Below are 26,001 nucleotides of genomic sequence, written 5' to 3'. Positions count from 1 at the left end.
TTACCCAATCTGGGTGATTACATCAGGCCCAGGTCTCGTAAAAACTGGCTTGGTGACCCCTCGAGTTCCCTGGAAATGATGGAGAGATGATGTTCAGCCTGCTGGCCCGCCTGTGCGCAATCGCGTTTTTAACTGTTGTCACTACGCCCAACATATCAGTCGCGCAGATATGGCCTGAAGGCGGCATGAGCTTCGACCAGCTTCAAGACATCCTTTTCAACCATCCTTACGCGCAGTCCACGCCGGAGTGCAGACGATACAAGGCAGATAAAGATAACCTCTATCGCCTCTGCGGTCCGGGCGGACCTCGATACGGTGATGCTGCATACTGCAAGGGCCTGATCAATGCAGGCTCCGGTCTAATAGATAGTTGTTCCGATGCGGTTGATGCTGAACATAAAAGACAGGTCGCTGCCAAAGCCAAGGCGGGACAAGGTTCCTCACAGAGCACCGCAGAGGTTGGCCAATGTGTTGCTTTTTCAAAGGTGCAGGAACGTGACAGCTTTGGTAATCCGTCCTGTGGTATTCGCGCTGAAAACAATTGCAGCGTTGCCACGCAGTGCCAGCTGGAAATGACCGGGGTTGATAGTCAGGGCAGGCGGCATCCGTCGCGCCAGGCCATCCATCTGCGTCCGGGCGAAACCGGTGCCAGAACCATCAACAATGTGCTGGCCTGCGAAAACCTGCAGGGGCAATGCAAACCGTCGACGCAATAAGGCGTGAGGTGGAATACGTCACACCGTTAAGATGGGCGGCGGTTACCCGATCAGCATACGTAACAGACCAAACTTGCGGGGTTTCTCGGCCGTCGGTTGCTCGTGTGCGCCCTTGGACCAGGCTGTAAAGTCCGTCACGAAAATGCCTTGCTCATTCCAGTCGTCGGGAAACAGATCGTGGCGGACAAAGGGAAAGGCGGCTTGCTCTGGCCATGCCACCTCAATCATCCGGTCATTGTGCTCTACGATGCAATGTTTGGTGTAATAACCCGCGCCCTTCGGCACCCATCCATGGATAACCGTGCCACCGTTCCGGCGCACATAATCTGCTGCGGCCTCATGGCAGTTGGCGCGCTTGCTGGGCGCTTCTGCAGGGTCATACTCACGGGGAATAGTCTTTCCCTGATTAAATGCTGCTGTTAAACGCTCAGCAAAGTCACTCATACACCACTCACTACTATACCGAGTGTATGTGCCTAGAGATTTGCAATCACCTCGTCAAACTGGCTTTCAATTTTGGGTTAACGCGAAAGGGGTAATAACGATGTATTGTATGAAAGTTTCGTTTTGTTTCGAATTCGCGTTAATTATACCAATAAACAGCTATTGTCTTTGTCATAAACTATCTGGTAAAGTTGTTTTATATATTGTGAGATGTTTTGAGGGATAGCATTTCAGCAGGCTTGGAACCTCGGCCATTCATCTGGTCGAGGTTTTTTTTTGGTCTCAACATCAGCCAATAGTTGAAAATATTTGAAGTATATTTTTATTACTTGTGGTTGTTATGAGCATCGACCGCGTTGCTGTCATTTTCAAGCTAAATACAGCAACTTTTCTCAAGTTAAGCCAGGTATACTGCGGAAAAGTGGCGCTGCGGCCAGCACATCAGCGCTTATCAAGCTGTTGCACGCTCGTTTGCCTGCGCAGCAGCGCGGCCAGCAACAGGCACAGTGCCGTTGCCGGCATCAGCGCATGCAGAAAACAGCCATTGATCAGCACAGTCGTCGCAGCTGCTACCATAAGCGCCTCTCCGGCCAGCGCTCTAAACAGCCGGTAATGGGAAAACATCAGCGCACTTGCCGTCATTTCCAATGGCGGTTCCGGACTGTTTTATCGGTGTGGTTTCGCTCACATCACGCTTCGCGGTATTTGGCGACATCGGCCTCGGTGATGGTCCTGATAATGCGGGCCGGGTTGCCGCCAACCAGTGACATGGGCGGCACATCGCGGATAACGATGGCGCCAGCGGCAATCACGCTGCCACGACCAATGGTCACGCCAGGCAGAATTTGTGCGCCAGCGCCAATCCAAACATCGTCCTCGATCGTCACTGGGTAGGCATATTCCAGTCCCTTGTTGCGTCGCTCAATATCCAGCGGGTGGCCGGCGCAGCAAATATGCACATTGGGTGCCACAAACACGTTGTTGCCAATGGTCACCTTGGCGCAGTCTAGAATGCACAGATTGACATTGGCGTAGAAGTTTTCGCCAATCTCGATGTTGTAACCGTAATCGCAGTTGAACGGCGCTTCGATGTGAAATGCCCCTGCGGTTCTGCCCAGCAGCTTGCGCAGGATCTCGCGGCGCTTTTCCAACTGGCGCGGCGGCGTGCTGTTAAATTCAAACAGTGCATCCTTGGCGGCGTGGCGCTGTTCAATCAGCCCGGCATCATTGTTGGCATCATACAGCAAACCGGCCAGTGCTTTTTCCATTTCGGTCATCGGCTGTTCCTTATGCAGAATGAGACACGGCTTCATCTGTTGTGGCCAGCTTGCGCGGGCGCACCGCAGGTGCTGCCAGAATGGCGCACAGCAACAGCGCCAGCACTACCAGCATGGCATTGCGCAGGCCAAAGTTTTCGCCCAGCAGTCCCAGCAGCGGCGGGCCAACCAGAAATGCGACATAACCGCCAATGGTGACGATTTTCACCCGTTCTGCGGAATTGGCGCCGGAGTCACCGGCCGCAGAAATGGCCACCGGAAAACCAAGCGATGCGCCAAGGCCCCACAGCAGCACGGAAGCACCGGCCAGGATCGGATGGTCGGCAAAAATCACGCACGCCAGACCCAGCGCACCAAACACCGCGCTGGTACGGATAACCGCAGAGCGGCCAAACCGGTGCAGGAAATAACCACCGGCAAACCGGCCAAAGGTCATGGCCGATGCAAACACCAGAAACACCAAGGAACCGGCCGTTTTGGAAAAGCCATGTTCATCCACCATCAGGATTGGCAACCAGTCATTGGCCGCACCTTCCGCCAGTGCCACCGCCAGCACGATCAGCGCAATAGCCAGCAGGCGCGGGTCACGCCAGTAATCGTCCTTCGGTGCGCCTTTCGTTTCCACCGTCTGGTTTTTGTCGGTCTTGGCGGTGCCTGCGGGAATATGGCGTATGAAATAGACAATGGCCGGCACGATGAAAATGGCAATGGTTGCCAGATGAACCTCGACAGGCACGGCCAGCGCATTGGCGCCCAAGCCCACCAGTGCGCCCAGCACCGTGCCAAGGCTGAAACAGCCGTGCAGCGTGTGCATCACCGCCCGGCCGGATTCCCGCTCCACCATCGCGCCATCAATATTGACGGCAATTTCGGCCAAGCCCATGCCCAGCCCAAAACAGGCCAGCCCGACAGAAACGACAATCGGCTGTGCGGTTATGGTGCCAAGCGCCATGAAGGCCACACTGCTGGCCACCAGCCAGGTGCCGGCCAGCATGACGGCGCGGGTGCCAAACCGGCCAACGGCAAAAGCAGACATCAAAATGCCGCTCATCGACCCGATAGACAGACCAAGCAGAACCAGACCCATTTCAGCAATCGAAACATCAATCCGGTCGCGAATGGCAGGGGTGCGCGTGACCCACGAAGCCATGGCAACGCCGGGAATGAAGAAAAAAACAAAAAGTGCGAAACGTCTTTGGTTAAGCGATGGCATGATAGCTCTTGGTCCGTGAACGAGACCATGCGTATATGTACGTGCGTACACAAAGTCAAGAATTCGAGATTGGACATGACCCGAGAAAAAGCCCCAGCCAAAAGCCGCCGGCCTGCCAATGACCCGGAAAGGCGGGAAAAAATCATAACAGCGGCGCTGGAAACAATCGGCCGTGTTGGCGTGGCCGATACCACCCATCGGCGCATTGCCGAAACGGCCGGTCTGCCGCTGGGTTCACTCACCTATTATTTCTCAGGGCTGGATGACATTATTGCCGCGGCGTTTCGCCAGCTGTCCGTTCAGGTGTCGGACCATCTCACGCAGATCATGGTGGCTGCGCCAGACCAGGCTGCGGCGCGGACCGCGCTGGTAGATTATCTGTGTGACGACGGGCCGGTGCGCACCATGGACCTTATTCTCAGCTTCGAGCTTTATGCCTATGCCTCGCGCCGCCCACTTTTGAAAACCGTCATGCTGGACTGGATGGCCGCCAGCCGCCGGGCGCTACAGCTGCATTTCACCGTGCAGCAAGCCAATGCGCTGGACGCGATGATTGAGGGAATCACCATTCACAACGCCATGAACCCTAAGATGTTGGATCAGCAGCATATACGGCTGATTGTCGAGCGTCTGTCGACCTAACCAGCGCGAGAATATTTGGCTGCCAGCACGCCGAAAACAGGTTGTTTCAAGGTTATTTTGTTGGGTCGTAAACGGTTATTTAGAAAAACGAAATAGTGTTGTGTTAATTTCGATCAATCGGAAGGCTGGTTCGCAGTCCAATACACGCCGTGTGCAGATTAGCACATACGGGTGTTTCGGTGGCGGCCGTGTCGTCAGGTAACGTGGGAACGAAATTCTTTGTTTACGCAGCAGCAGTTGGCTTCCATCCTGTCTTCATTGCCAGACCCGGCGTTTATTCTGACGCGCAGTGGTCGTTACGCCGCAGTGTTCGGCGGCAAGGACGTTCGCCATTACCATGATGGCAGTGGTCTTGTCGGCATGAGCATGTTTGACGTGCTGAAACAGGAAAAAGCCCAGTGGTTTGCAGACGAAGTGGCAAAGGCACTGCGCAGTCGCGTGTTGCATATTGTCGAATATCAGCTGTGCGGCAGCGACGTGAAGGGCAGCGGCGATGGCCCTGATTACGCCATCAGTTTTGAAGGCCGCGTTCAGGCCCTGGGTTTTCCGGTTGATGGTGAAGACGCCGTTGTCTGGGTGGCCAGCAACATTACCGAAAAAAACGAGGTGCAGTGCAAGCTGCGCCTGCTCAGCGAAACCGATGCACTGACCGGCCTTTATAACCGCCGCAAGCTTATTGAAACGCTGGATGACCGTCTGGCCATTTTCGAGCGGGAACGCGACCAAACCTCGGTGCTGGTGTTCGACCTTGATAATTTCAAACGCCTCAATGACGAAATGGGCCACCATGCCGGTGATGCGGCGCTGGTGGAAATTGCCCGCCTGTGTCGCCAGAACCTGCGCCAAAGCGACATGATTGCCCGTTTCGGTGGCGACGAATTCGTCGTCGTCATGCCCGGCACCCGCAAGCCGGACGCACTGGAAATTGCCGAACAGCTGCGCAAGAACGTGCCAATCACCTTCCGCCAGAACCTGCGCTACGAATCCACCATCAGCGGCGGTGTCAGCGAATTCGGCCTGCCGGACCGGCTGTCCAGCGAAATCCTCAAACGGGCGGACGAGGGGCTGTATCTTTCCAAACGCGCCGGCCGCAACCGGGTGTCTGCGCTGTAAGCACGGTTTGCTTGGGTGTGGGCTGCCTTTCCAAACGCGTCGGCCGCAACCGGGTGTCTGCGCTGTAAGCGATTGTTTTTTGGGCGGGCGTTTGGCTCACACCTTTCATTGTTTGACGTCGACGTCACCTCCAAACGCTCCTCATTCCTGTCCCTGTCACAGGAATCCAGGCCAGCCCAAGTCCTTGGGCTGAATAGACTTTTCCCGCCGCGCAGACGCGCGACGACTGGATGCCTGTGACAGGCACAGAGAAGAGGGAGGTCGTGGCACCCATTGGGACACATAGTAAACGTGTTTGATGAGGTGAGGCAGCGCAACTCGCGCCTTACCTCTACCCTTGTGGGAGAGGAAGAAAAATCATCATCTTAGCTTGCTAAGTGATAGATTTTTCAGGTGAGGGGTTCCTGTACTTACACGGTATCTATCCATTCTACCGTCTGGCCCCAACGCTGCCCCAACCACCCTTCATTCCTGTATTCGTTACAGGAATCCAGCCGTCACGCGTCTGCGTGGCGAAAGGACTCGCCCCCCAAGACGGGGGATGACTGGATCTCTGTGACAAGCACAGAGAAGAGGGAGGTCGTGGTACCCATTGGGACACATTGCAAACGTGTTTGATGAGGTGAGGCAGCGCCACTCGCGCCCTTACCTCTACCCCTGTGGGAGAGGAAGAAAAATCATCATCTTAGCCTGCTAAGTGATAGATTTTTCAGGTGAGGGGTTTTGCCATGCAATATCACTCACACAACAAAAACACTTGAGAATCTATCCGGTTTTTCTCAAAGCTACGCGCCAACATCACTTATGGGGCAAGGGCAGAGACATGGCAAAAACGGCGCTCATTATTATCGATATGCAGATGGACATGCAGCAGCGTATCGATGCCGGGCGCGACCATGTAAACGGTGAAGCGCCGGAGAAGATAACCGCGCTGGCGACCACATTTCGTGCCAAGAACCTGCCGGTCCTGCACATTCGCCACGCCGAGAGTAATCCGGCCTCGCCATTTAACCCAGGTGCCCCGGGCTACCAGCCCATGCCATGCGGGAAAGAGGTGGACGGCGAGCCTATCTTCGTCAAAAACACCTCGTCCGGTTTTGCCTCAACGGATCTGGCCGAATACCTGCGCAGCAATGGCATCGAAGATTTGGTGGTAACAGGCGCAGTCGCCGGTTTCTGCGTCAATTCCACCGTGCGCGCCGGCGCTGACCTTGGTTTCAACATGACCGTGGTACGCGACGCTGTGCTCGGCTTCGATCTGCCATCGGCGAACCTCTCCGCCCAAACCATTTTTGACGTAACCATGGCCCATCTGGAAGCCGACTTCGCCCGTTTCGTGGATGCGGAAACCTTGCTGGCTGGGTGAGGGGAAACTCGATGCTAAATTTATGGTTTTGTTACGATAATTTTACAATCAGTGGGTTAAGTCTGCTGCCAATAATCGTTTCGACCATGGCAGAGCGTTAAATGTCCGAGAATTTTGGCAAATCCGTCCGCATACACCTCGTTGAAGGCAATCCTCAGGGTATTCTCACGGCGGAGATCATAAACTGGACTGGACACATTATTACTGCGCCGCGCTCTAAACTAGCCTCACTGCTGGCACGGGACGAGATGGGTAAGGCTGGCGTGTATTTCCTGTTGGGTGTCGATCCTGACAATGACGGTCAAAACGTCGTCTACATCGGTCAAAGTGAGAATGTTGGCAGACGTCTGACGCAGCACAACAAGGATGAAAGAAAGTCGTTCTGGGAAAAGACCTGTCTGGTCACCAGTAAGGACCACAATCTGACCAGTGGCCACATAAAATATCTGGAAAGCCGGTTGATCTCGGTGGCCAAGGCGTCCGGTATGGTCAGTATCACCAATGATACTGCGCCCGAGCCATCAAACCTTCCGGAGGCCGACCGGGCAGATATGGAGTACTTTGTTGCGCAACTGCGCATTATTCTGCCGTTGCTCGATTTCGCTTTCCTGCGCGAAGTACCCACCATCAAACGGGACCTGCCCAAGCCAGCCACAACAGCAATTCAACCTCCATTGTCTCCAGTGTTCGAGCTTACCAGCGAACGCATCGGTTTGACCGCCTCCGCGCAAGAAATTGATGGGGAGTTTACGGTTCAGCAAGGCTCATCATGTCGCTCCGCATGGGAAGGTACTGAAAGTCATCACTATAGAAACTTGCGGGCAGCCATTGAGCATCAAGGTAAAATCGGTACCGATGAAGCGGGGCGCTGGGTATTCAAAGAAGATGTGACTTTCGCCAGCCCGAGCGCTGCTGCAGCAGTCATATATGGACGGGCTGCTAACGGCCGTACGGCATGGCGTGTCCGGGGGACCGGGGAAACATATGATCAGTGGCAAAACAGAACGTTGCCACCGGTGCCAGATGCGGCTGAGTAAAAGCGGCACAGATTTCATTGTCTGGCTCCAACATTAATCCCAACCGCTCCTCATTCCTGTGCCTGTCACAGGAAGACAGTCCAGCCAAGTCTTTGGGCTGAAAAAACTTACCGCCTAGCAAACGCGCTTCGACTGGATCCTGTGACACTTACAGTCATGACGTGCCGACTGTTGGACCACTCTAGCTTGCCTTATAGCGTTCGCAGGAGATATGGGATGATTGACGAAATGAGAGCTATTGCGCCAATAGCAGCAGCAATTCTCGCAGTTATAAGTGCTTTATGCGCAATTTGGGCTTGTTCGACCGCTGCAACTGCTTGCGCCTCCGCTGCTGTTGCTGCACGTTCTGCCGCGGTCGCCGCGCGTGAAGCTGTGGATGCCATTTCCAAATGGGACGTACTCTGAAAGGATGTGGCTTCGTCCTCTTTGGATTTCAACCAGTCCAAAGTAGCTGGCATGAAGTTATCGGGCCACTTGCCAGCAGCAATAAGGGTTTTCACTTGAGAAACGCCCTGTTTTTCAAGCTGGGCGATGATGGTCTTTCGGCTTTCGTTACTCTGGAAAAACATTAGTAAGCGCCTTTCACCGCAGAATTACCTTTAAGTCTCAAGCGAACAGAATGCGACACATGAATGAAACCTGCAAGCGGTAACTCGATACTACACGTCACCCACAGTTGAACACTGAGAAGAGTCAGGTATACACACAACGCTTGATGCGTCGGACGGCCAAAAAGCCATTCGCTCCCATTCGAAATCACACACTTTCACCCACCCAACGGATCATAGTCCATCTGCGCGCGGGCAACGGCCTTGTCATACACAATCGTGCCATCCGGCAGCATCACCGGTTTGGGGCTGCGTGTTTTCTTGGCCACCGGCTGGGTAAAGGTCAGCGCCAGCGCGTCGCCCTCATTGGGCGATGGAATGCCGCGCGCCTTCATGTCCTGTTTGCTTTCCAGCTGGATCTTGCCGTCCATGCGCGCCACGGTTTCCGGTCCGACAAGGTCTTGGTAAAGCGTTTCATTGTGCGGATCGATTGCCCCGCCAGCCTTGATCCAGCGTTTCATCTGGCCCCAGATATAGGCGCGGATGTTGTAATAACCGGGGTCGATTGTCTTGGTTGAGCCGAACCACACCAGCTGCCAGTTGCGGCCCATGGTGGTGCCAGCACTGACAATGCCGGTGCCATAACCGGCATCCACAAACACCGCATCGGCCTGATATTCATCCTCAAACCGCGCCACCAGCATGGCCACCTCCACATCATTGTCGTTGCGCGGAATGGTGGCCAGCCGTTTGGAATAAAGCCCTTGCCGCAGCATGATGACAGTCGGGTCTTCACCCGTCCAGGAGGGGTCCACGCCAATGATCACGGGCGCAAAGGCATATTGCGCCGGCCGCAGATGCGTGGTGCGCGCCCGGTCCAGATCATCAGCGGAAATGAACTGCATGGCCGATTGCGATGGAAACTGCCCGCGCACGCGCACCTTCACATAATCGCTGTCTTCGCCATGGTCATCGACCATGCGCTGCAAAAACTGCTTGTTGGTGCCGGGCACCGTGCGGCTGTCAATCTGCCGTCCAATCCAGCGATGCCGAAACCGGCGAAAACATTCGCGAAAACGACCGCTGTTGCGCGTCGGGTTGCCAAATACCACCCAGATGATGATGGTGTTTTCATCGGTCAGCGCGCCCTCGGCCACCTCCCACACCTTGTCGTGGATTTTTGAGGCCTCATCAAACAGCAGCAGAATGATCTTGCCCTTGTTGTGCAGGCCGGCAAAGGCTTCCGTGTTGTTTTCACTCCAGGAAATGAAATCCTGCCGCCAGCTTTCGCCACGCTCCGGGTCGCGGCTTTTAATCGCCATGGCCTGTACATCAAACCAGTGGGCGGTAATCGACATGCGAAACCACTTGCCAATTTCCGGCGCGGTTTTGGTGCGCAACTGCCCCTCGGTATTGGCTGTCGTCACAATCTTGCAGTCTTCAAAACACGACATTGCCCAGTTGGACAACATGCCCATGGCGGCAGATTTGCCAATGCCGTGGCCCGACGCCACCGCTATTTGCAGCGGCTGATAACGGCTTTGCGGGTCCTGCAAATGACGGGAAATAACCTCGTTGATATCGTCCTGCCAGCCACGCGGCCCGTCATACCCCTGCAGCTCTCCCACGCCCCAGTCCCAGGCCAAACGGCTCCAGCGTTTGGGGTTGAACTGGCAGGCGGCAGCCAGCGTGATGATCTCATCATCGGGGTCAACGCCCGGGTCCATATCATCCGTCATGATAAGTGTCTCCTGCTGGGGATATGGGCGGGAAATGCGCGGAAATGCCAGCCAATGGTTGCTTGATTAGGGCAAGTTTTACGGTGGTAAAATACTGTTTTAATATGGTTTTTACAGCGGTGCGCAATTTATCTCCAACTGGTGATAAGCGGTAAAACAGCATGGGTTTTACCTTGGAAAAAGCGGGATAGTGATGGCGCACAAACCGGTCATGGTTTCGCCTCGGCATCACGCTTGCGGGCCCGCTCCAGCCGGTCGGCCAGTGATTTCAGGCCACGATGTTTCACCACATCCTGAAACGCGTTAACGCGCACATGTTTGCCAATCATTTCCAGGCGGCGGGTGCGGTCCACCAGCTTCAGTTTTTTCACATGGCCAACCAGCTTGCGCTCATCGCCACGGCCTTCATAAACCGCGGTAATTTCCACGTCGGACACCAGCCCGGTGCGCCACACCGCCGGCCAGTCCTTGACGGGCAAAAGATCGCCATTGTCATCATAGAGGTCGGCTATGTCTGCCTCAGCCTGCTCGGCCAGCCGCGCCAGCACCCAGTCGGCATCAACGGCTGGCTGGGGTGCGGCGATTACGGGTTTAGCGTCCACCCCTATATCCGGCACGACCACCTCCGTTGCGACTGTTTCCGCTTCTGCTGGCAAGCCACTTGTGGCAGCGTCTGCGCTGAAGGCATCCGCGCCGAAAATGTCGGCCTTCTCATCATCGGAGAATATCGATGCCGACAGTGTCTCGCGGTCATCACCATCATGTTCGGCAAAACCGGCCTGATCAGCCGTCACATTTTCCATCGGGTCGCACGCCTCTTTTGGGCGGCAGTATTAGCGGGCAGATGGTTGTCGGTGTGAATGGTGGTCCTGTGTTGTGCTGGTTGCAAAACCCCTCACTTGCGATTTCTAACACTTGGGTACGTTGCCCCAAGATGTTGAAATCGCTTTCTCTCCCACAAGGGGAGAGATGGGTGGGCGCCGCGCCGCTTGCGCCCCCTACCTCTACCCTTGTGGGAGAGGAAGAAAAATCATCACCTTAGCTTGCTAAGTGATAGATTTTTCAGGTGAGGGGTTGGGCTTGCCAACCCAAAACCCTCAAACCGCTGCTTTGTAACGCAGGTGGATAAGCGGGTAGGGTCGGCCTTGGCCGTCATGGGTGGAGCGGCCGGTGCGCTCAAAACCCTGATGTTCATAAAAGCCAAGCGCCTTGTGGTTCTGCTCGTTAACGTCGGTCGTCAAGGCCGGATGCTCGGCTACGGCACGCTGGATCAGCGCTTTGCCAATGCCTTTGCCGTGCTGATCCGGGTCAATGAACAGCGCCTCCATATGGCCGTCATGCAGGAACATGAAACCCAGCGGGGTATCATTGTCATGAACGGCCAGTAGCAGGCTGATCTGCGGGAAAAATGTAACCAGTTCCGCTTGGATTGCATCGCGATCGTCAGGTGCGAGAAAATCATGCGTGGCATCAACGGCACGGCGCCAGATATCCATGATGCGCGGCAGGTCGTCTTTAGTTGAGAGGCGAAAGTGAATCATACCCTCTCAATACTGAGGCTTAGGCGGCGGGTAAAGATGACGGCCTACGCCTTAGTGCCCAAGAGCCTCGATGATATGCCACGCTATCGATGGCACCCATGCTAAAAACGTCCCGACAATAAGACCGGCAAGGCCAAGACCGATAGCCCCGCCAATGCCATGCGTATGCAAGCCCATATAGGCGCCGGCAAGTGTGGAGCTGGGGATGATGAAGATGCACCAGCATGTGTGGAGAAAGGTTTCGATACGTTCGAAGATACCCGGCTTCTTCTGGTCCATCTTAAACCTGTGGTGACAGCGCGCCGTCGGCACGCCTGATACTATGCAGGTAGTGGTGCGTTTTGTGGTTTAAAGAGTTGTTTGAAAAATAAGTTGTGTTTTTGAGTTGTGCAACCTGTCTTCTCTTTGGGGGCTGGTGATGATGAGGCCTCGGAAAAACCCCTCACTTGCGATTTCTAACACTTGCGGCCGTTCGCCCCAAGATGTTGAAATCGCTTTCTCTCCCACAAGGGGAGAGATGGGTGGGCGCCGTGCCACTCCAGCAAGTCAGCTCCCATTGAGACATATGGCAAACAGTGCTGGTGAAGCGAGGCCGCGCCACTCGCCCCCCTACCTCTACCCCTGTGGGAGAGGAAGAAAAATCATGGTCTTAGCGACGCTAAGTCATAGATTTTTCAGGTGAGGGGTTATGTACTTCACCACCAGCGCTCGCCACCCCACCACAAATCCTTGCCCCACCTCACAACCCGCAGTAAAGCAGGGCAAACCGCCGGAGCCTGCCATGCCAACCGATCTTTCCAGCCTGACACTAAAAACCCTTGATGGCAGCGAAGACCGCGCAGTGTACACCGCGGCACGAGAGTTTTGTCTTGAGATGATCCGCGATACCTACGCGATTGATTATAACCCCGTATGGCACGCCGATCTGGATTCCCTCGTGAAACCGGCGGAAGAAAACTGGTATAGCGCGGCAAATCGTGGCGCGTTCTGCGTGGTGTATGATGCTCAAAACCGGCTGATTGCCACCGGCGGCCTGCACGCATTTTCACGTAAACCAGGCACGGCCAAACGGCTGGGTGAACGCTACCAAAACCACGACGAGGTCTGCCAATTGGTGCGGGTCTATCTGCGGCCGCAGCTGCGCGGGCAGGGGCTTGGCACCCGCATCGTGGCCCTGCTGGAACAGCGCGCCGCGCAGCTGGATTACGCCACCTCTTATCTGCACGCCGATGCACTGGCGGACGCGACTTTGCGCTTCTGGCAGCGCTGCAATTACCGGGAATTTGGCCGGTTTTCTTACCCCGCCAATGGTCGCACCGACACATCGGTCGATTTCGACAAACCACTTCCGCCAGCCTGAAAACCCGGCGTAGCTTGCACCCCGCCGGGCATCAACAAACCCCGCCTCAGTGGCCGGGGTGCAGCGCGTCGTTCAGATACATGCAGGTCAGCATGGTGAACACATAGGCCTGAATAACCGCCATCAAAAACTCCAGCGCGGTAATCGCCACGGTCATCATCAGCGGCATGATGGCGCCAACCACACCCAGCGCCCCAAAACTGCCCAGTGACACCACAAAACCGGCAAACACCTTCAGCGTTATGTGGCCAGCCAGCATGACAGCGAACAGACGCACCGAGTGGCTGACCGGGCGTGACAGATAAGAAATCAGCTCAATCGGAATGATAATGGGCGCCAGCACGGCAGGCACGCCCTCCGGCTTGAACAGTTTCAGAAAGCCAAATCCGTGTTTGTAAAAGCCGTAAAGTGTGACGGTTAGAAAAACCATGGCGGCCAGCCCAAAGGTGACGATGATCTGCGCCGTCACCGTAAAGGCATAGGGAAACATGCCGAGCAGATTGGCGGTCAGAATGAACATGAACAGCGTGAAAACGAAGGGGAAAAAGTGCATTCCCTGTTTGCCAACATTGTCCTTTAACGTACGCGACACAAACTCAAACACCATTTCCGCGCTCGATTGCCAGCGGCTGGGCACCAGCTGCCTGCGGCCGGTGGCCAGCAGCAGAAAACCGGTGGCAAGCGCAACCGTCAGAAACATTGAGGCCGAGGCATTGGTGAAGCTGATGTCCACGCCACCAAGGCTGATCTCGACGATTTTTTTGATTTCAAATTGTTCAACAGGTCCGGCCACGGGGCTTCCTCTGTGCTGCGGCCATGGCAGGGCACACGCGCAATTCGCCAGCGCCACAGCACTGCCGGGCGCGCGCACACTGCGGACCAATGATTTGAATAAAAGGGGTGAAAATGCTCATGCGGGCGGCCAGTTTCCATGTTGGAAAAAGGGGCCGTCCCCGGAACGTTTCAATGGCACGGGTCGTCCCGCGCGCTGGTGTCTTAACCGCAGAAGGGGCAGATTGCAACGGCCATTTGCCCCTGATGCCCTAACGTAACCTGCGCTTACGTAAGGCAGCGTTCATGGCCTCACGCGGTAAACAACATCAGCCCAAACACCGCAAACAGCAGCATGTGCAGCAGCCCTTGCGTGGCAGAGGTGCGGTGGCCAAGATAGGTCAGTGCCGTCAGGCCAATCGTCAGCGCAAACAGCACGGTTTCCACGGCGGAAATGCCCAGGATGACCGTCTTTCCAGTCAACAGACCCACCGTCAGCACGGCCGGCACCGTCAGCCCGACGGTGGAAACAAAGGCACCGAGGCAGAGGTTAATCGCACGTTGCGTTTCATTGTTCAGCGCCGCTTTGACGGCGGTGATCGATTCCGGCGTAAACACGATAATGGCAATCAGCACACCACCAACCGCCACCGGCGCGCCGGCTTTCACCACGCCGTAATCGATGATGATGGCGAGGTCATGCGCCAACAAAACGATGGGCAACATCAGCGCCACCAGCTTTACCGCATGGCCAAGGTTTTTGCGGGTATTGGCGGCGGAATTGGCGTCGTCACCACCCGTTGACCTGCGTGGTGCCTGCGCCAAAAGAATGGACATCTGCCCGGCCTCCGGCTGCATGTAATCGCTGCGATAACGGCCCATTTGTAGCGCCAGAAAACCGCCGTAACCGGCCACCGTCAGCAGGCTGATCATGATGGCCTGCGCATTGGTAAAGGTGCCGTCACGCGCGCCAATCACATTGGGCAGCAGCAGCGCAATGCCGGCCAAAACCAGGATCATGCTGATGAAGGTTATCGCGCCCGGCGCATTATATTCCTGTTCGCCATAGCGCATTGCGCCTGCCAGCAGGCAGATGCCGGTGACCAGGTTCATGATGATCATCATCACGGCAAAAATGGAATCGCGGCCGATTGTCGGGCTTTCGCCCGGTCCCATCATCACGGCGGCAATCAAAATCACCTCAATGGAGACGATCGACAGCGTCAGGATCAGCGTGCCATAGGGCTCGCCCAGTTGGTGGGCCAGTTCATCGGCCTCATGCACCACGCCAAATGCCGCCATCAAAATCGTGGCAAACAGCACGGCAAAACTGATGATGGCAACCGTGGTGGACATGTCAGGGCCAAGCAGCGCGTGGAACTGCAGCTGAAACGCCGCAACAACCGCCCATGCAATGATCAGCTTGGGCAAAACGCCTTTGGTCAGGGTGAACCGGGAAAGGGAGGGGATACGTGGCATGTCATGCGACCTCTTTTGGGGCCGTCCCCGATCACACAATGCCGCATCCGGGCCGTCCCGGAGGGAGCAACAACGCTGTTGCTGGCGTTCACCTAGCACATTGGGGTGTTGAGGTCCAGCTTTGGGCATCCTGCCTTTACCTCTACCCTTGTGGGAGAAGAAGAAAAGTCATCACCTTGAGCTTGCTAAGTGATAGATTTTTCAGGTGAGGGGTTCTGTTGTGCATCACCCAGACCCGCCGTCGTCCTCGGGCCTGACCCGAGGATCTAACCACATCTCCGCAGACGAAACGGATATGGCTGGCGTGATTGGATCCTCGCCTCAAGGGCGAGGATGACGTCGATACAGATTGTAAGATCGCGTTTCTTGCCGAAACAGTCGCAACACCCAGCCCTCATTCCTGTGCCTGTCACAGGAATCCAGTCGTCACGCGTCTGCGTGACGGAAAGAACCATTTCCACTCAGAAGCCGACAGTCGACGGAGGCGCGCTTCAATCGAAGCTGACTTCTTGAAAGAAGGTCCAGATACTGATTACACTATCCGCGTGTTTCGATGTGCTGTGAAGTGTCAAGAGAATTGGATTTTCAGCTGGCATATCCATGGCGATTCTCGTCAAGATTATGCGGCTGCCGTCTTTAACGTTTTTGGTTTCCGTGTTGGTATGAAGCCTGTTGTTCATATCTCTTATGAGTCTCGAAGAGTCTTCAAATTGTTCCTTCATCGCCTCGGTATTCGAGAAGGGGCAATCGGTGAGGCACGCAAATCGATCCCAGTCGCCAGTCTTCGCTGCTGAAAGGATATCGGCGAGGCGCTGTTCTTCTGTTTCGCTGATCTTGATCACTGGCTTTTTCCGTCCGTCAATTTGTGTGCAGAGCCTTGTGAGCCTTCCAGGCGTCATCACCTCCGCGTGTTATACACGTATCTATAGTGTGTTGAGTTAATCGGAGCACCTGCCGTAGAGCGCTTGTTCGCATCTTTGCATGACCTGCAGCCTCCCGCATTTGCCCCATAACCCATTCATTTGTGAGCAATAAAGCCATTGTTTTTTAACGCTAAAAATCACTTTGGCACACTCAAACGCCGGAACAGGGGTTTTCCCCCTGCGCGATTTTCAAAACGCTAACCTTTGTGGCTGAGTAAATGGCCTCGGCTGGACTGTTTCGTTTGGGAGCATCCGAAACTGTCAACATTAGAGGGGTAGCTAAATCAATGTCCGCAGTTCTCGCGCCTGAAATTCAAACTACACAACCAACGCCGACCTATCGTGATGGCATTGTCATGCCACGCGACGAAGAAAAGCGTGTTTTCATCAATGGCGTGGAATTTAACGCGGAGCGTATCTCCGGCCGGGTTGTCGGCTCCCGCGTCAAGCAGCACAGCCAGATCTATACAAAACACCACAACAACTACATGGCCAACGGCGACAACCACGTTTATTCCACGGTTCAAAGCGAACAATGGGAAACCAGCGAAGTGCGTTTGCGCTTTGAAGATGGCAAGGAAAAGCTGTTCAAGCTGCCATTTGCCGTCAGCGTTGGTGAAGACGATATGATGAGCGTCATCAGCCTCTACCGGCTGAAGGGAGATGGTTATACGGTCGCCGCCCAGAACCATAATATCAGCCAGCATTTCACCTATGACCGCAATGGTTTGCAGCGCGTGTGTTCCATGCTTGGCATATTCAAACCGCAGGTGTTCCTGACCAACAAGTCGTATGTTGTTGCGCTGGCGCTGGTTGCGCTTGGCCTTTACGGCGTGTCCAGCAGCATTCTGCTGGCGGTGATTGGCGGCTTTGTCCTGTCGGGTTTTCTGGTTCTGGCCTACCAATATGTGGTGGTGCTGCCCTATGTGCTGGCCGTCTGGCCGAGAGTAAACCGCCAGCTGCAGGCGTTTTTCGACGATTTTGATACGTGGTGACACGCCACGTACGGTAAGGTTTTACGGAACCCGGATGGGCTCCGTAAAACGCTCAGACGTGTGGGGGTTACAGAGGCATCAACCAGCCGGCCGTCAGGCCCAGAATGACGAGAGCGCCCACCACGATGCGGTAGATGACGAAGGGCATGTAGCTCTTGGTCGACACAAGTTTCAAAAACACCACGATGACGGCATAACCAAGCAGAAACGCCAGCAAGGTTGCAAGCGCCGTTGGTCCTGCTGCAACGGGTGTCTCCTCTCCCATCGTCTTGAACAGTTGGTAGAAACCGGAGCCGAACACCGCCGGAATTGCGAGAAGGAAGGAATATCGGGCCGCAGCTTCGCGCGTATAGCCCATCAGCAGACCGGCGGTAATCGTGCCGCCAGAACGCGACACACCCGGAATAAGCGCCATGGCCTGCGCAAAACCGAATATGATGCCGTCTTTCCATCCAAGCGAACGAAGGGTGCGGGTTTTGCGACCGATGCGGTCTGCCACGCCCAAGGCTATGCCGAATATGATCAGCATGGCAGCGGTAATATAGAGATTGCGCAAGCCATGCTCGATGTTGTCCTTGAAAAGCAGGCCAAGGATGACGATCGGCAGGGAACCGACAATCACCAGCCAGCCCATCCGGGCATTGTCTTCATCATAAGCGCCCATGCGAAACACCTGACGAAGCCAGGCAGTCGCAATGTTCATGATATCCTTCCAGAAATACACGATGACTGCTGCTTCGGTACCAATCTGGGTAATTGCCGTAAAGGCAGCGCCGGGATCTGCCCCTGATGGCAGAAACTCACCGGCAATCCTGAGATGCGCACTGGAGGAAACCGGAAGAAATTCCGTCAGTCCCTGCAGCAGACCAAGAATAGCAGCATCGGTCCAACTCACACTCATCAAATAACCTTTCAAAATTTGCTCAAGAAAAAAACGGTGCCATTTTCAATTTCGTAAAGCGAAGCATTGGAAACGGCGATCAGTCATATCGTTTGGATTGTTGAGAATATGTCCGCAGGCTTGCAATAAACCGCATCCGTGCAGTGTCTGTGCGAAGCACAGCCCGGACATGGAGATTGCATCTTATAAGACCTGAAGATCGACTGGGCCAGACACAGGAAGAGTAAAATCCAAGCCGTTATTGCATAGCCGATGTTCCCTTCTGAGGGAGCTTTGATGATGTTCCGCTTACAGGGGATGTCACAGGCATCCAGCCGTCGTCGCGCGTCTGCGTGACGGCACGACCTTCTCCCATCCCCAAGACTTGGGCTGGCCTGGATTCCCGCAACAAGCGCGGGAATGAGGGTGGTCGGGTTGCCACTCGCGCCCTTACCTCTACCCTTGTGGGAGAGGAAGAAAAATCATGGTCTTAGCAACGCTAAGTCATAGATTTTTCAGGTGAGGGGTAAGTCACCTTATCGATGCTCGTCTTGCTCAAATATTGCGCCAACCGACCCTCATTCCTGTGCCTGTCACAGGAATCCAGTCGACGCGCGTTTGCGCGGCGAAGGAGTCTTTTCAGCCCAATGACTTGGGCTGGGCCTGGATCTCTGTGACGAGCACAGAGATGAGGGGGAGTATGTGGCTGCCACTCGCGCCCTTTCCTCTACCCCTGTGGGAGAGGAAGAAAAATCATCACCTTAGCTTGCTAAGTGATAGATTTTTCAGGTGAGGGGTTCTGCCCTGCCTCTACCTTTGATGATGGGGCGGCGGTTCGTAACCGGGCCGCAATGGTTGTTAGACTCTCCGCAGAATAGGGCGTATTATCGCCCATCGTCAGCAACCGAACACGTAGGCGCTGACGACTGAGGGTTGATCTGTGCTCTAGCCTACCGGACCGGAGAGAGGCACATGACCATCCCCTCCATTGAAAATCCAGTAGTCCAGTTTCACCTACGCCCCTTCCTCACCAAGAGGGTGGCGCTCTATACATCGTCCATGGAAATGCGTCAGCGCATAGTTGAAAAGACAATTTTCAAGGCGACGAGCGATCCCTCCATCTTGCAGGATGATTCCATCGACATAGCGCTCGCACGGTTACTGCACGAGACCGCCGTTGTGGAGCTAAAAATAAGCAAAAGCATGTTCCAGCCCGGTCCGATTGGACATCAGCTTTGGCAACGGGAGGGGTAGCAGTGCAAAATAACCCTGTACGCCACGCCGCGCAGGTGGAGGCCGGTGAACTTGAACTGCTAATCGACCTTTTTCTTGTGTGGTGCGAAAAAAACGACCGAAACGCGGAAGAATTGCTGCCACATTGCAGTTTGATTTTGCAGCGCTATCGCAACGGCGAAGATACCGCTGACAAGTTGTTCGCTGATTTGTGAGGAACGGATTGCGATAACAAAAGGCCGCCTTGGATCACTCCAGGCGGCTTTGTTTATTTGCGATCAGATGATGTTGGGGTGGCTCGTTCAAGCACGACAATACGCTGACTTATGAGTCGACAGCCTATTTAGTTCTGGCTAAAATAATCCTTTAGCAGCGAATAATGGAGGAGCATCATGGACCCTTCGTCGCGCAAGGATAGTCGTTTTGAAGTGCGACAGGCTCTTTACGATAGAGCATCCCTATATACGTCAAATAGGTGGAAGAAGCGAAAGATTGCCGACCGAACTTTGGAGGCGGCCGCACTTGATCCGGCGCTCTTCGTTCAACCTGATATCGAAACCGCTTTATTCGAACGCCTGCATGAAATCGCCAAAGACGAATTGCGAACAGAGAACTAAACCATTCGATTTATCAGTGGCTAATCCTACGTGACGCGGCTTGCGAGGGATAGCAACGGCAATGCAATGCCGCCTTGGATTAATCCAGGCGGCGTTGTTCTGTCATGCGGGTTGCGCCGCCAATCTCTTTCCGCAGTTTGGGCTGTCAAAACTCCACAGCCGCCCATCCTCGTGGGGGATGGGGTGTCGAGTTGGGGGAGAGTTTCCTGCCTACAGGCTTTCGGCAAAATTGTGTGGACCCGGTGCACGAGGCGAGGTTGTCCTCAACACTCTGCTACGCAAATCGCCCCTACATTTAGTCGTGGCGGCCTGGGAGCGGGTCCTTACGCTTCTAACCTCATGTGGGCTTGAAGCAAGCGGACGCCAGTTGACGCTCAGTGTCCCTTGGTTGCCTCATCCTTTTTAGCCTGATCGCGGTGCCACTTGATGGCATAAAACATGCCGATGCCGAGCACTATGATCTTGAACGGGAAGAAGATGTAAGGAAACAATTCTACCCAAGAACCGTCAGACATTTCGAGTACTTCCATTCTGTTGCTTGGAATTGTCTATCCGCAAGGATAGCGCCCACTCGAAATGCGCCTCCGAAGCCTTCGTTGCAAGATATAAGGAGCGGTCTTTTTGACGCACCCCTCGCATGCCGCGCGCCAAACGCCGGTAACTCTGCACGATGGGGGTGGAGGGTTGATTGTGCCGGGGCGGTTCTGTCTGTGTCATCGACTGCCTAAGTCTGAATATCTGTCGCTGCCTCAATCTCCTCGAAAATACGAATCCAGCTGCGTGCGCCCTGGCGCAGGCGCTCGCTGTCATAGTGTTCGTCAGGGGCGTGGATAGCATCGCTTGGCAAGATGAAACCGATGACCACGCATTCTGTCTGCAGTGCCTTGCCGAGCTGTTCAACCAGCGGGATGGCACCACCTGTTCCGCGCAAAATGGCCGGGCTTTGCCATTCCTTTTCAAGGCCGCGGGCCGCCGCTTTCAGGTAGGGGCTGTCTTGCGACAGCACCACCGCCGAACTGCCACCGTCACCCTCGAATTCAACGCTGCAACCTCTCGGTATCAACCGTTCTACATGGCTGCGGAATTGCTGGCGGATTGCCTCTGGCGATTGTCCGGCCACCAGCCGAAACGACAGCCGCGCCGTTGCCGACCCCGGCAGGACGGACCGTTCACCCGGGCCTTGATTACCGCCGGTAATGCCATTGATATCGACAGTTGGGCGGCCCCACATCGCTTCAATCGGCGAGTAACCTTCCTCGGTAATGCCGCCGGTCAGATCGACATCGGCAAACAGTTCCGGTTGCCGGGAAAGGTCCTGCCACTGTTGGCGTATGGTGTCCGGAATATCGTGAACCCCATCATAAAAACCATGGATAGTCACACGGCCCTTGTCGTCATGCAGGCCTGCCAGAATGCTGCTCAGGATCCGTATCGGGTTGGCGGCAACCGCGCCGTAATGTCCCGAATGCAGATCCGCATTGGGCGCACGGATCGTGACACGTTCATGCACCAGCCCTTTGAGCTGGGTGGTGATGGCCGGCTGGGTGGCGGTCCACATCTCGGCATCACAAATGAAGGCGACATCACAGGCCAGTTCATGCCTGTGTGACTCAATGAAGGCCGGCAAGCTGGCAGATCCGCACTCTTCCTCGCCCTCCAGCAGCACGATAACCTCTGCTGGAAATTCGCCATGCACGCTTTTCCACGCCCGCAACGCCTCGATGAATGTCCACAACTGGCTCTTGCTGTCCGATGTCCCGCGTCCATAAAACCTGTGGATGCCATCTTCCTCAATGATTTCAGGCGCAAAGGGCGGGTGTTTCCACGCGCCTTCATCACCCACCGGCTGAACGTCGTAATGCCCGTAAAACAGCAGACGCGGTTTTTTGCCGGCTGAAGGGCTGTCAGTCGAAGCCGTAAAGGAGCGGGCAAGAACCACCGGGTGCCCCTTGGTGGCGATAATATCGGCCGCAAGACCCATCGACGACAGTTCATGTTTCAGCCATTCGGCTGCCCGTTCAATTCCGGGTTTGCCGGAAGGGTCGCTGGATATCGACGGGATAGAAACCAGTTCAAGCAATTTGCTGAGCGTGATGTCAAACCTGTCGTCGATATCGCGCAGCACGTCTTCTGTTCTTGGCACGTCTTTTCCTTCCAGCAGTGTTGAAATATCGCGTCCGAAATCAGCCATGACGGGCCGTTTTGAGGGATGTCTCGCTTGTTGTGCCGCTGCACTTTGCGTCAAGGAAAGCCAGCAGGCGGGTCACGTCCTCCCAGAGTTCGTCTTCATCTTCCAACCCGATGCTGAGGCGCAATATGATGTCGGGACCGCTCCAGTCGGTCGCACTGCGAAAACCGGTGATGGACATGGGCGCGGCAAGGCTGCGTGTGCCGCCCCAGGATGCGCCAATCGCAAACACCTGCAAGCTGTCAAGCGACGCCGCGACATGGCTCGATGCCTCTGGTGTGAAAACGATGCTGAAAACACCGCTTGAGCCGAGAAAATCCCGCTTCCACACCGCGTGATCGGCGAAAGATTCCAATGCAGGATGAAGAACCTGCGTCACCAGAGGATGGCCTTCAATCCTGCGGGCAAAATCCAGCGCAACCCGCTCTGAATGGCGCAGGCGCACGCCAAGCGTCTCAAAGCCACGCAGCACAAGCGAGGCATCATCAGGAGAGACACCGATGCCCATTCTGCCGATCAGCGAACGGATCGGTTTGATCAGGCTGTCATCGCGTACGGTGATGGAACCCATCAGCACATCGGAATGGCCGGATACGAACTTGGTCAGCGCCTCGGTAACGATATCGGCGCCATGCGCCAGCGGTTTGAAATTGAGCGGTGTCGCCCAGGTGTTGTCGACACCGACCAATGCACCATGCTCATGGGCGATGGCCGCGATGCGTGGCAGGTCCAGAATTTCCATCGTCGTTGAACCGGGGCTTTCGCACCAGACAATCCTGGTGGTTGGCCGCATTTTGGAAGCGACATCGTCAGGCGAACGGGGATCGAAGAATTCCACCTCGACACCAAGGCGGCGCAAATCGGTTTCCGCCAGATCACGCATTGGCGGGTAGGCGGTATCGGCAATCAGAATGTGATCACCGGCCGCCAGAAACGGCAGAACCGCCAGTGCATTGGCCGCCTGGCCCGAAGGCGTCAGAAATGTCCAGGCACCTTCCTCAAGGCTGGTCAGCTTGGCTTCCAGTGTCCGGGTGGTTGGCGTGCCGTAAAGGCCGTAGGAATAGCCCTCGTGGCCGCGTTCCCCACGCGATGCATAGGCTGCGGCGTCCTTGAAGACGATCGTCGAGGCGCGGTGAGTACCAATACCGAGCGGCGTAAAACCTTCCGTTGGTACTGCGGGCGTAAGGACGCATTGGGTGAGATCGTTCATGGCAAGGCCTTTCGGAACAAATGCTGTGCGTTTGCGGAAATCAATTCCGAAACGGGGAAATCTGCGCTACTGCTATTCGTAAAAGTTATTGATTGTCGGTGGAGCTGCTGGTGAACCTGAGACAGGTGGAAGTCTTTCGCGTGGTGATGACCAATGGCACGACGGCGCGCGCTGCCGAAGTGCTTCACGTCTCCCAGCCCGCCATCAGCAAGATGATCCAGGAACTGGAGCGTTCGCTTGGCTTTGATCTTTTCAAGCGGATCAAGGGGCGCTTGCAACCGACCCAGGAGGGGCAGTTGTTTTTCCGCGAGGTCGAGCAGGCCTTTCTCGGATTGACCCATCTTCGCGGCGCGGCCGCCCGTATCCGGGACTACGGTTCCGGAGAAATCCGCATCGCCTGTCTGTCGGCGCTGTCGACCAATGTCCTGCCGCGTGCGCTTCACGCCTTCATGTTGGCCAATCCAAATGTTGCCGTCACATTCCAGGCCCGCATGTCGTCCAACGTGCGCGATCTGGTGGCATCTGGCCAATTCGACCTTGGCATTGTTGCAGACGAGATTGACCGCACCGGTGTGGAGGTTGAGGAATTCGCCCAGTTCCGGGTGGCCGTCGCATTGCCCAGGGGACATGCGCTTGAAGCCCTTGAGGTGATCCGCCCGGTCGATCTTGCCGGCCAGGCCTTTGTTGCACTGGCGCCCGAAGACACCACCCGGCGTGAAGCGGAAATCGCCTTTGCACAGGCGGGCATTACTGTCCGCACCGTGATGGAAACGCCGTATTCGACGACGATCTGCGCCATGGTGGCCGCTGGCATCGGCGTTGGCTTGGTCAACCCGCTGACGGCTGAACCTTACGAAGGCCATGGATTGACCCTGCGACCCTTCGAACCGGCACTCCATTTCAGAACGCTGCTGATCACGCCGCCCAATCGTCTGCCGTCCACAATTCTGGAGGACTTCATCCGGGTGCTGCGCGACGCGATTTGAGTGCTTTGGCCTGGTCATGAACATCGCGGCCTCACAGCACCTTGGAGAGAAAGGCGGCTGTGCGCGGGTTTTGTGGGCTGGTGAGCATGGTGCGCGGATGTCCTTCCTCGACGATCTGCCCTTGATCCATGAACACGAGATGGTTTCCCACTTCCCGGGCAAAACCGATTTCATGCGTGACGACCACCATGGTGATGCCGCTGCGTGCCAGATCCTTGATGACATCGAGAACCTCGCCGACCAGTTCCGGATCGAGTGCGGAGGTCGGCTCATCGAACAGCATCACCTCAGGCTCCATCGCCAGTGCGCGAGCGATCGCCACGCGCTGCTGCTGTCCACCGGAAAGCTGCGTGGGATAGCGGCTGCCAAACCCATCCAGCCCGACACGTCTCAGCAGATCATCGGCCTTTTTCCCGGCCTGCTCGCGTGACCAGCCCTTGACGTGGCGCGGACCCTCCATGACGTTTTCGCGGGCAGTCATGTGCGGAAACAGGTGAAAACGCTGAAAAACCATGCCCGTCAGGCGGCGTTGTGCGGCGATCTGTGCCGGCGCGAGCGGGTGAAAACGCTCGTTGCGTTCGGTAAAACCCTGCAGCTCACCTTTGACAAACACCCGGCCGGCCGAAATGCTCTCCAGCTGGTTGATGCATCGCAGCAGCGTTGATTTTCCCGAACCGGACGGACCTATGGCAACGCAAACTTCGCCACGCCGCACGCGCATGTCCACACCCTTCAGCGCATGGACGGGACCATAGAATTTGTGGATGTTCTGCATTTCAACGCAGAACTCTGAAACATGTGCGTTCATGGTCTACTCCGCCCGTGTCGGGTGAACGGAAACGCCTTTACCGAAATGGCGTTCGAGGAAATGCTGGCCAACCATCAGCAGGCTGGTGATGGCGAGGTACCAGGTGCCGGCAACCAGCAGCAGCGGGATTGGCAGATAAAGCCGGTTCGAAATGGCATTGGTCGCAAAGGTCAGGTCGAGCGTAAACGGGACGGCAAGCACCAGCGATGTCATTTTCAGCATGCCAATGGTCTCGTTGCCCGTCGGCGGTATAATCACCCGCATCGCCTGCGGCATGAGAATACGCCACCAGATTTTTGCAGGTTTCATGCCCAGTGCCTGCGCCGCTTCGGCCTGTCCACGATCAAGCGAGTTGAAACCCGCCCGGAAGATTTCCGTGAGATAGGCGGACTCGTTGAAGCCAAGGCCCAGAATGGCCGCCATGGCCGGCGTGACAATATATTTGGTTTCGACGCTGATGACCTCGGGGCCAAAAGGTATCGCAAGGCTGAGATTGGGAAACAGAACCGCAAACAGACCCCAGAACAGCAGCTGAGTATAGATTGGCGTTCCCCGGAAGAACCACACCCAGCCATAGGCAATGCCCCGCAAGACGGGATTGTCACTGTCGCGCATGATTACCAATAGCGCAGCCATAACGATCGCAACGGTCATTGCGACCACGGTCAAAATCAGCGTCCAGCCGACCCCCCGTATGACCTGTGGGGAAAACAGATGGGTGGCGTAAACATCCCAGTGGAAATTGGGATTGACCGAAACAGCCTGCGCGATCTGCAGCGAAACAACAGCCAGGATTGCAATGGCAAGCCAGCGGCCGGGATGGCGACGCGGCACGACGATGTTGCGCGTGACGGTCGCCTTTGCGAGGGGAACCGGCGTAAAGCCGGCTCCGATATTATCGACATCAGTGGCCAT

30 protein-coding genes are annotated in these 26,001 nt (G+C 55.8%); 11 read left to right on the top strand and 19 right to left on the bottom strand.

All coding sequences use genetic code 11. The features are described 5' to 3' along the window. Positions 1 to 86: 86 nt before the first annotated feature. Positions 87 to 716: a hypothetical protein gene (locus tag M2418_RS10510; RefSeq protein ID WP_259146366.1), complete on the top strand. Its 630-nt coding sequence runs from the start codon at positions 87 to 89 to the stop codon at positions 714 to 716. 42 nt (positions 717 to 758) lie between these two features. On the opposite strand, the gene M2418_RS10505 is transcribed toward M2418_RS10510, so the two are convergent. From M2418_RS10505 to M2418_RS10490, 4 genes are all read right to left on the bottom strand, one after another. Then, entirely contained in the window at positions 759 to 1,160 is a 402-nt protein-coding gene (locus M2418_RS10505; protein WP_259146365.1) for a hypothetical protein, read from the bottom strand. 441 nt (positions 1,161 to 1,601) lie between these two features. Beyond that, the gene (locus M2418_RS10500) at positions 1,602 to 1,808 is read right to left on the bottom strand and encodes a hypothetical protein (protein ID WP_259146364.1); all 207 of its coding nucleotides are present in this window, start codon (positions 1,806 to 1,808) and stop codon (positions 1,602 to 1,604) included. Between the two features lie 41 nt (positions 1,809 to 1,849). Then, entirely contained in the window at positions 1,850 to 2,437 is a 588-nt protein-coding gene (locus M2418_RS10495) for a sugar O-acetyltransferase (RefSeq protein WP_259146363.1), read from the bottom strand. A gap of 10 nt (positions 2,438 to 2,447) precedes the next feature. Beyond that, positions 2,448 to 3,650 carry an MFS transporter gene (locus M2418_RS10490; protein ID WP_259146362.1) on the bottom strand — a complete coding sequence of 401 codons (1,203 nt, stop codon included), beginning with the start codon at positions 3,648 to 3,650 and terminating at the stop codon, positions 2,448 to 2,450. A gap of 75 nt (positions 3,651 to 3,725) precedes the next feature. Between M2418_RS10490 and M2418_RS10485 the strand changes: the two genes are divergently transcribed. The 4 genes from M2418_RS10485 (at position 3,726) to M2418_RS10470 (ending at position 7,808) form a co-directional block, all read left to right on the top strand. Beyond that, positions 3,726 to 4,292, top strand: coding sequence for a TetR/AcrR family transcriptional regulator (locus tag M2418_RS10485; RefSeq protein ID WP_259146361.1), 567 nt, complete (start codon positions 3,726 to 3,728; stop codon positions 4,290 to 4,292). Between the two features lie 219 nt (positions 4,293 to 4,511). Beyond that, complete coding sequence (locus M2418_RS10480; protein WP_259146360.1) at positions 4,512 to 5,405, top strand: GGDEF domain-containing protein; 894 nt, start codon at positions 4,512 to 4,514, stop codon at positions 5,403 to 5,405. An 823-nt stretch (positions 5,406 to 6,228) separates the two neighbouring features. Beyond that, positions 6,229 to 6,771, top strand: coding sequence for a cysteine hydrolase family protein (locus tag M2418_RS10475; RefSeq protein WP_259146359.1), 543 nt, complete (start codon positions 6,229 to 6,231; stop codon positions 6,769 to 6,771). A 248-nt stretch (positions 6,772 to 7,019) separates the two neighbouring features. Beyond that, positions 7,020 to 7,808 carry a GIY-YIG nuclease family protein gene (locus M2418_RS10470; protein ID WP_259146357.1) on the top strand — a complete coding sequence of 263 codons (789 nt, stop codon included), beginning with the start codon at positions 7,020 to 7,022 and terminating at the stop codon, positions 7,806 to 7,808. Positions 7,809 to 7,999: 191 nt separating this feature from the next. Here the strand turns inward: M2418_RS10470 and M2418_RS10465 are convergent, their stop codons facing one another. The 6 genes from M2418_RS10465 to M2418_RS10440 form a co-directional block, all read right to left on the bottom strand. Continuing rightward, positions 8,000 to 8,377 carry a hypothetical protein gene (locus M2418_RS10465; RefSeq protein ID WP_259146356.1) on the bottom strand — a complete coding sequence of 126 codons (378 nt, stop codon included), beginning with the start codon at positions 8,375 to 8,377 and terminating at the stop codon, positions 8,000 to 8,002. A 197-nt stretch (positions 8,378 to 8,574) separates the two neighbouring features. After that, the gene (locus tag M2418_RS10460) at positions 8,575 to 10,095 is read right to left on the bottom strand and encodes a terminase (protein WP_259146355.1); all 1,521 of its coding nucleotides are present in this window, start codon (positions 10,093 to 10,095) and stop codon (positions 8,575 to 8,577) included. After that, a complete protein-coding gene (locus tag M2418_RS10455; protein WP_259146354.1) occupies positions 10,085 to 10,258 on the bottom strand; it encodes a hypothetical protein in 174 nt (57 codons plus the stop codon). The genes M2418_RS10460 and M2418_RS10455 overlap by 11 nt, the downstream gene beginning before the upstream one ends. A gap of 46 nt (positions 10,259 to 10,304) precedes the next feature. After that, a complete protein-coding gene (locus M2418_RS10450) occupies positions 10,305 to 10,898 on the bottom strand; it encodes a terminase small subunit (protein ID WP_259146353.1) in 594 nt (197 codons plus the stop codon). A gap of 294 nt (positions 10,899 to 11,192) precedes the next feature. Then, the gene (locus M2418_RS10445) at positions 11,193 to 11,636 is read right to left on the bottom strand and encodes an acetyltransferase (RefSeq protein ID WP_259146352.1); all 444 of its coding nucleotides are present in this window, start codon (positions 11,634 to 11,636) and stop codon (positions 11,193 to 11,195) included. Between the two features lie 51 nt (positions 11,637 to 11,687). Beyond that, complete coding sequence (locus tag M2418_RS10440) at positions 11,688 to 11,915, bottom strand: hypothetical protein (protein WP_259146351.1); 228 nt, start codon at positions 11,913 to 11,915, stop codon at positions 11,688 to 11,690. A 502-nt stretch (positions 11,916 to 12,417) separates the two neighbouring features. Between M2418_RS10440 and M2418_RS10435 the strand changes: the two genes are divergently transcribed. Next, positions 12,418 to 12,996: a GNAT family N-acetyltransferase gene (locus M2418_RS10435; RefSeq protein WP_259146349.1), complete on the top strand. Its 579-nt coding sequence runs from the start codon at positions 12,418 to 12,420 to the stop codon at positions 12,994 to 12,996. Positions 12,997 to 13,042: 46 nt separating this feature from the next. Here the strand turns inward: M2418_RS10435 and M2418_RS10430 are convergent, their stop codons facing one another. The 3 genes from M2418_RS10430 to M2418_RS10420 form a co-directional block, all read right to left on the bottom strand. Next, positions 13,043 to 13,789, bottom strand: a complete 747-nt coding sequence (locus M2418_RS10430; RefSeq protein WP_259146347.1) for a F0F1 ATP synthase subunit A — start codon at positions 13,787 to 13,789, stop codon at positions 13,043 to 13,045. A 290-nt stretch (positions 13,790 to 14,079) separates the two neighbouring features. Then, a complete protein-coding gene (locus M2418_RS10425; RefSeq protein ID WP_259146346.1) occupies positions 14,080 to 15,246 on the bottom strand; it encodes a calcium:proton antiporter in 1,167 nt (388 codons plus the stop codon). Positions 15,247 to 15,737: 491 nt separating this feature from the next. Further along, on the bottom strand, positions 15,738 to 16,088 hold the full coding sequence (locus tag M2418_RS10420; RefSeq protein WP_259146345.1) for a hypothetical protein: 351 nt from the start codon (positions 16,086 to 16,088) through the stop codon (positions 15,738 to 15,740). Positions 16,089 to 16,456: 368 nt separating this feature from the next. Between M2418_RS10420 and M2418_RS10415 the strand changes: the two genes are divergently transcribed. After that, positions 16,457 to 17,164 carry a hypothetical protein gene (locus M2418_RS10415; RefSeq protein WP_259146343.1) on the top strand — a complete coding sequence of 236 codons (708 nt, stop codon included), beginning with the start codon at positions 16,457 to 16,459 and terminating at the stop codon, positions 17,162 to 17,164. A gap of 67 nt (positions 17,165 to 17,231) precedes the next feature. Here the strand turns inward: M2418_RS10415 and M2418_RS10410 are convergent, their stop codons facing one another. Then, a complete protein-coding gene (locus M2418_RS10410; protein ID WP_259146342.1) occupies positions 17,232 to 18,065 on the bottom strand; it encodes an undecaprenyl-diphosphate phosphatase in 834 nt (277 codons plus the stop codon). Between the two features lie 951 nt (positions 18,066 to 19,016). Here M2418_RS10410 and M2418_RS10405 point away from each other — a divergent pair. From M2418_RS10405 to M2418_RS10395, 3 genes are all read left to right on the top strand, one after another. Then, the gene (locus M2418_RS10405) at positions 19,017 to 19,298 is read left to right on the top strand and encodes a hypothetical protein (RefSeq protein WP_259146340.1); all 282 of its coding nucleotides are present in this window, start codon (positions 19,017 to 19,019) and stop codon (positions 19,296 to 19,298) included. Between the two features lie 2 nt (positions 19,299 to 19,300). Next, entirely contained in the window at positions 19,301 to 19,492 is a 192-nt protein-coding gene (locus M2418_RS10400) for a hypothetical protein (protein ID WP_192491648.1), read from the top strand. A gap of 177 nt (positions 19,493 to 19,669) precedes the next feature. Next, entirely contained in the window at positions 19,670 to 19,894 is a 225-nt protein-coding gene (locus tag M2418_RS10395; protein WP_250985941.1) for a hypothetical protein, read from the top strand. Positions 19,895 to 20,268: 374 nt separating this feature from the next. Here the strand turns inward: M2418_RS10395 and M2418_RS10390 are convergent, their stop codons facing one another. The 3 genes from M2418_RS10390 to M2418_RS10380 form a co-directional block, all read right to left on the bottom strand. Then, a complete protein-coding gene (locus M2418_RS10390) occupies positions 20,269 to 20,409 on the bottom strand; it encodes a hypothetical protein (protein ID WP_192491646.1) in 141 nt (46 codons plus the stop codon). Between the two features lie 209 nt (positions 20,410 to 20,618). Then, entirely contained in the window at positions 20,619 to 22,085 is a 1,467-nt protein-coding gene (locus tag M2418_RS10385) for a M20/M25/M40 family metallo-hydrolase (RefSeq protein WP_259146339.1), read from the bottom strand. Beyond that, positions 22,078 to 23,292, bottom strand: coding sequence for a PLP-dependent aspartate aminotransferase family protein (locus M2418_RS10380; RefSeq protein ID WP_259146338.1), 1,215 nt, complete (start codon positions 23,290 to 23,292; stop codon positions 22,078 to 22,080). The genes M2418_RS10385 and M2418_RS10380 overlap by 8 nt, the downstream gene beginning before the upstream one ends. Before the next feature lie 110 nt (positions 23,293 to 23,402). Here M2418_RS10380 and M2418_RS10375 point away from each other — a divergent pair, with 110 nt between their 5' ends. Continuing rightward, the gene (locus M2418_RS10375) at positions 23,403 to 24,278 is read left to right on the top strand and encodes a LysR substrate-binding domain-containing protein (protein ID WP_259146337.1); all 876 of its coding nucleotides are present in this window, start codon (positions 23,403 to 23,405) and stop codon (positions 24,276 to 24,278) included. A gap of 31 nt (positions 24,279 to 24,309) precedes the next feature. On the opposite strand, the gene M2418_RS10370 is transcribed toward M2418_RS10375, so the two are convergent. Together M2418_RS10370 and M2418_RS10365 are read right to left on the bottom strand one after the other, a co-directional pair. Beyond that, entirely contained in the window at positions 24,310 to 25,086 is a 777-nt protein-coding gene (locus M2418_RS10370) for an amino acid ABC transporter ATP-binding protein (RefSeq protein WP_250985945.1), read from the bottom strand. A 3-nt stretch (positions 25,087 to 25,089) separates the two neighbouring features. Continuing rightward, positions 25,090 to 26,001, bottom strand: a complete 912-nt coding sequence (locus M2418_RS10365) for an amino acid ABC transporter permease (RefSeq protein ID WP_259146336.1) — start codon at positions 25,999 to 26,001, stop codon at positions 25,090 to 25,092.

The sequence above is a fragment of the Rhizobium sp. BIGb0125 genome (assembly GCF_024810055.1).
GTDB lineage: Bacteria > Pseudomonadota > Alphaproteobacteria > Rhizobiales > Rhizobiaceae > Agrobacterium.
The sequence above is the reverse complement of the archived record's forward strand: the minus strand, read 5'-3'. Positions and strand labels throughout refer to the sequence as shown.

Excerpts from the sequence above, each read along its gene's own strand:
- M2418_RS10510 (WP_259146366.1), top strand. The coding sequence starts at position 87 with ATGATGTTCAGCCTGCTGGCCCGCCTGTGCGCAATCGCGTTTTTAACT.
- M2418_RS10505 (WP_259146365.1), bottom strand. The coding sequence starts at position 1,160 with ATGAGTGACTTTGCTGAGCGTTTAACAGCAGCATTTAATCAGGGAAAG.
- M2418_RS10495 (WP_259146363.1), bottom strand. The coding sequence starts at position 2,437 with ATGACCGAAATGGAAAAAGCACTGGCCGGTTTGCTGTATGATGCCAAC.
- M2418_RS10490 (WP_259146362.1), bottom strand. The coding sequence starts at position 3,650 with ATGCCATCGCTTAACCAAAGACGTTTCGCACTTTTTGTTTTTTTCTTC.
- M2418_RS10485 (WP_259146361.1), top strand. The coding sequence starts at position 3,726 with ATGACCCGAGAAAAAGCCCCAGCCAAAAGCCGCCGGCCTGCCAATGAC.
- M2418_RS10475 (WP_259146359.1), top strand. The coding sequence starts at position 6,229 with ATGGCAAAAACGGCGCTCATTATTATCGATATGCAGATGGACATGCAG.
- M2418_RS10470 (WP_259146357.1), top strand. The coding sequence starts at position 7,020 with ATGGGTAAGGCTGGCGTGTATTTCCTGTTGGGTGTCGATCCTGACAAT.
- M2418_RS10465 (WP_259146356.1), bottom strand. The coding sequence starts at position 8,377 with ATGTTTTTCCAGAGTAACGAAAGCCGAAAGACCATCATCGCCCAGCTT.
- M2418_RS10460 (WP_259146355.1), bottom strand. The coding sequence starts at position 10,095 with ATGACGGATGATATGGACCCGGGCGTTGACCCCGATGATGAGATCATC.
- M2418_RS10455 (WP_259146354.1), bottom strand. The coding sequence starts at position 10,258 with ATGCTGTTTTACCGCTTATCACCAGTTGGAGATAAATTGCGCACCGCT.
- M2418_RS10450 (WP_259146353.1), bottom strand. The coding sequence starts at position 10,898 with ATGGAAAATGTGACGGCTGATCAGGCCGGTTTTGCCGAACATGATGGT.
- M2418_RS10445 (WP_259146352.1), bottom strand. The coding sequence starts at position 11,636 with ATGATTCACTTTCGCCTCTCAACTAAAGACGACCTGCCGCGCATCATG.
- M2418_RS10440 (WP_259146351.1), bottom strand. The coding sequence starts at position 11,915 with ATGGACCAGAAGAAGCCGGGTATCTTCGAACGTATCGAAACCTTTCTC.
- M2418_RS10435 (WP_259146349.1), top strand. The coding sequence starts at position 12,418 with ATGCCAACCGATCTTTCCAGCCTGACACTAAAAACCCTTGATGGCAGC.
- M2418_RS10425 (WP_259146346.1), bottom strand. The coding sequence starts at position 15,246 with ATGCCACGTATCCCCTCCCTTTCCCGGTTCACCCTGACCAAAGGCGTT.
- M2418_RS10415 (WP_259146343.1), top strand. The coding sequence starts at position 16,457 with ATGTCCGCAGTTCTCGCGCCTGAAATTCAAACTACACAACCAACGCCG.
- M2418_RS10410 (WP_259146342.1), bottom strand. The coding sequence starts at position 18,065 with ATGAGTGTGAGTTGGACCGATGCTGCTATTCTTGGTCTGCTGCAGGGA.
- M2418_RS10405 (WP_259146340.1), top strand. The coding sequence starts at position 19,017 with ATGACCATCCCCTCCATTGAAAATCCAGTAGTCCAGTTTCACCTACGC.
- M2418_RS10395 (WP_250985941.1), top strand. The coding sequence starts at position 19,670 with ATGGACCCTTCGTCGCGCAAGGATAGTCGTTTTGAAGTGCGACAGGCT.
- M2418_RS10390 (WP_192491646.1), bottom strand. The coding sequence starts at position 20,409 with ATGTCTGACGGTTCTTGGGTAGAATTGTTTCCTTACATCTTCTTCCCG.
- M2418_RS10385 (WP_259146339.1), bottom strand. The coding sequence starts at position 22,085 with ATGGCTGATTTCGGACGCGATATTTCAACACTGCTGGAAGGAAAAGAC.
- M2418_RS10380 (WP_259146338.1), bottom strand. The coding sequence starts at position 23,292 with ATGAACGATCTCACCCAATGCGTCCTTACGCCCGCAGTACCAACGGAA.
- M2418_RS10370 (WP_250985945.1), bottom strand. The coding sequence starts at position 25,086 with ATGAACGCACATGTTTCAGAGTTCTGCGTTGAAATGCAGAACATCCAC.
- M2418_RS10365 (WP_259146336.1), bottom strand. The coding sequence starts at position 26,001 with ATGGCCACTGATGTCGATAATATCGGAGCCGGCTTTACGCCGGTTCCC.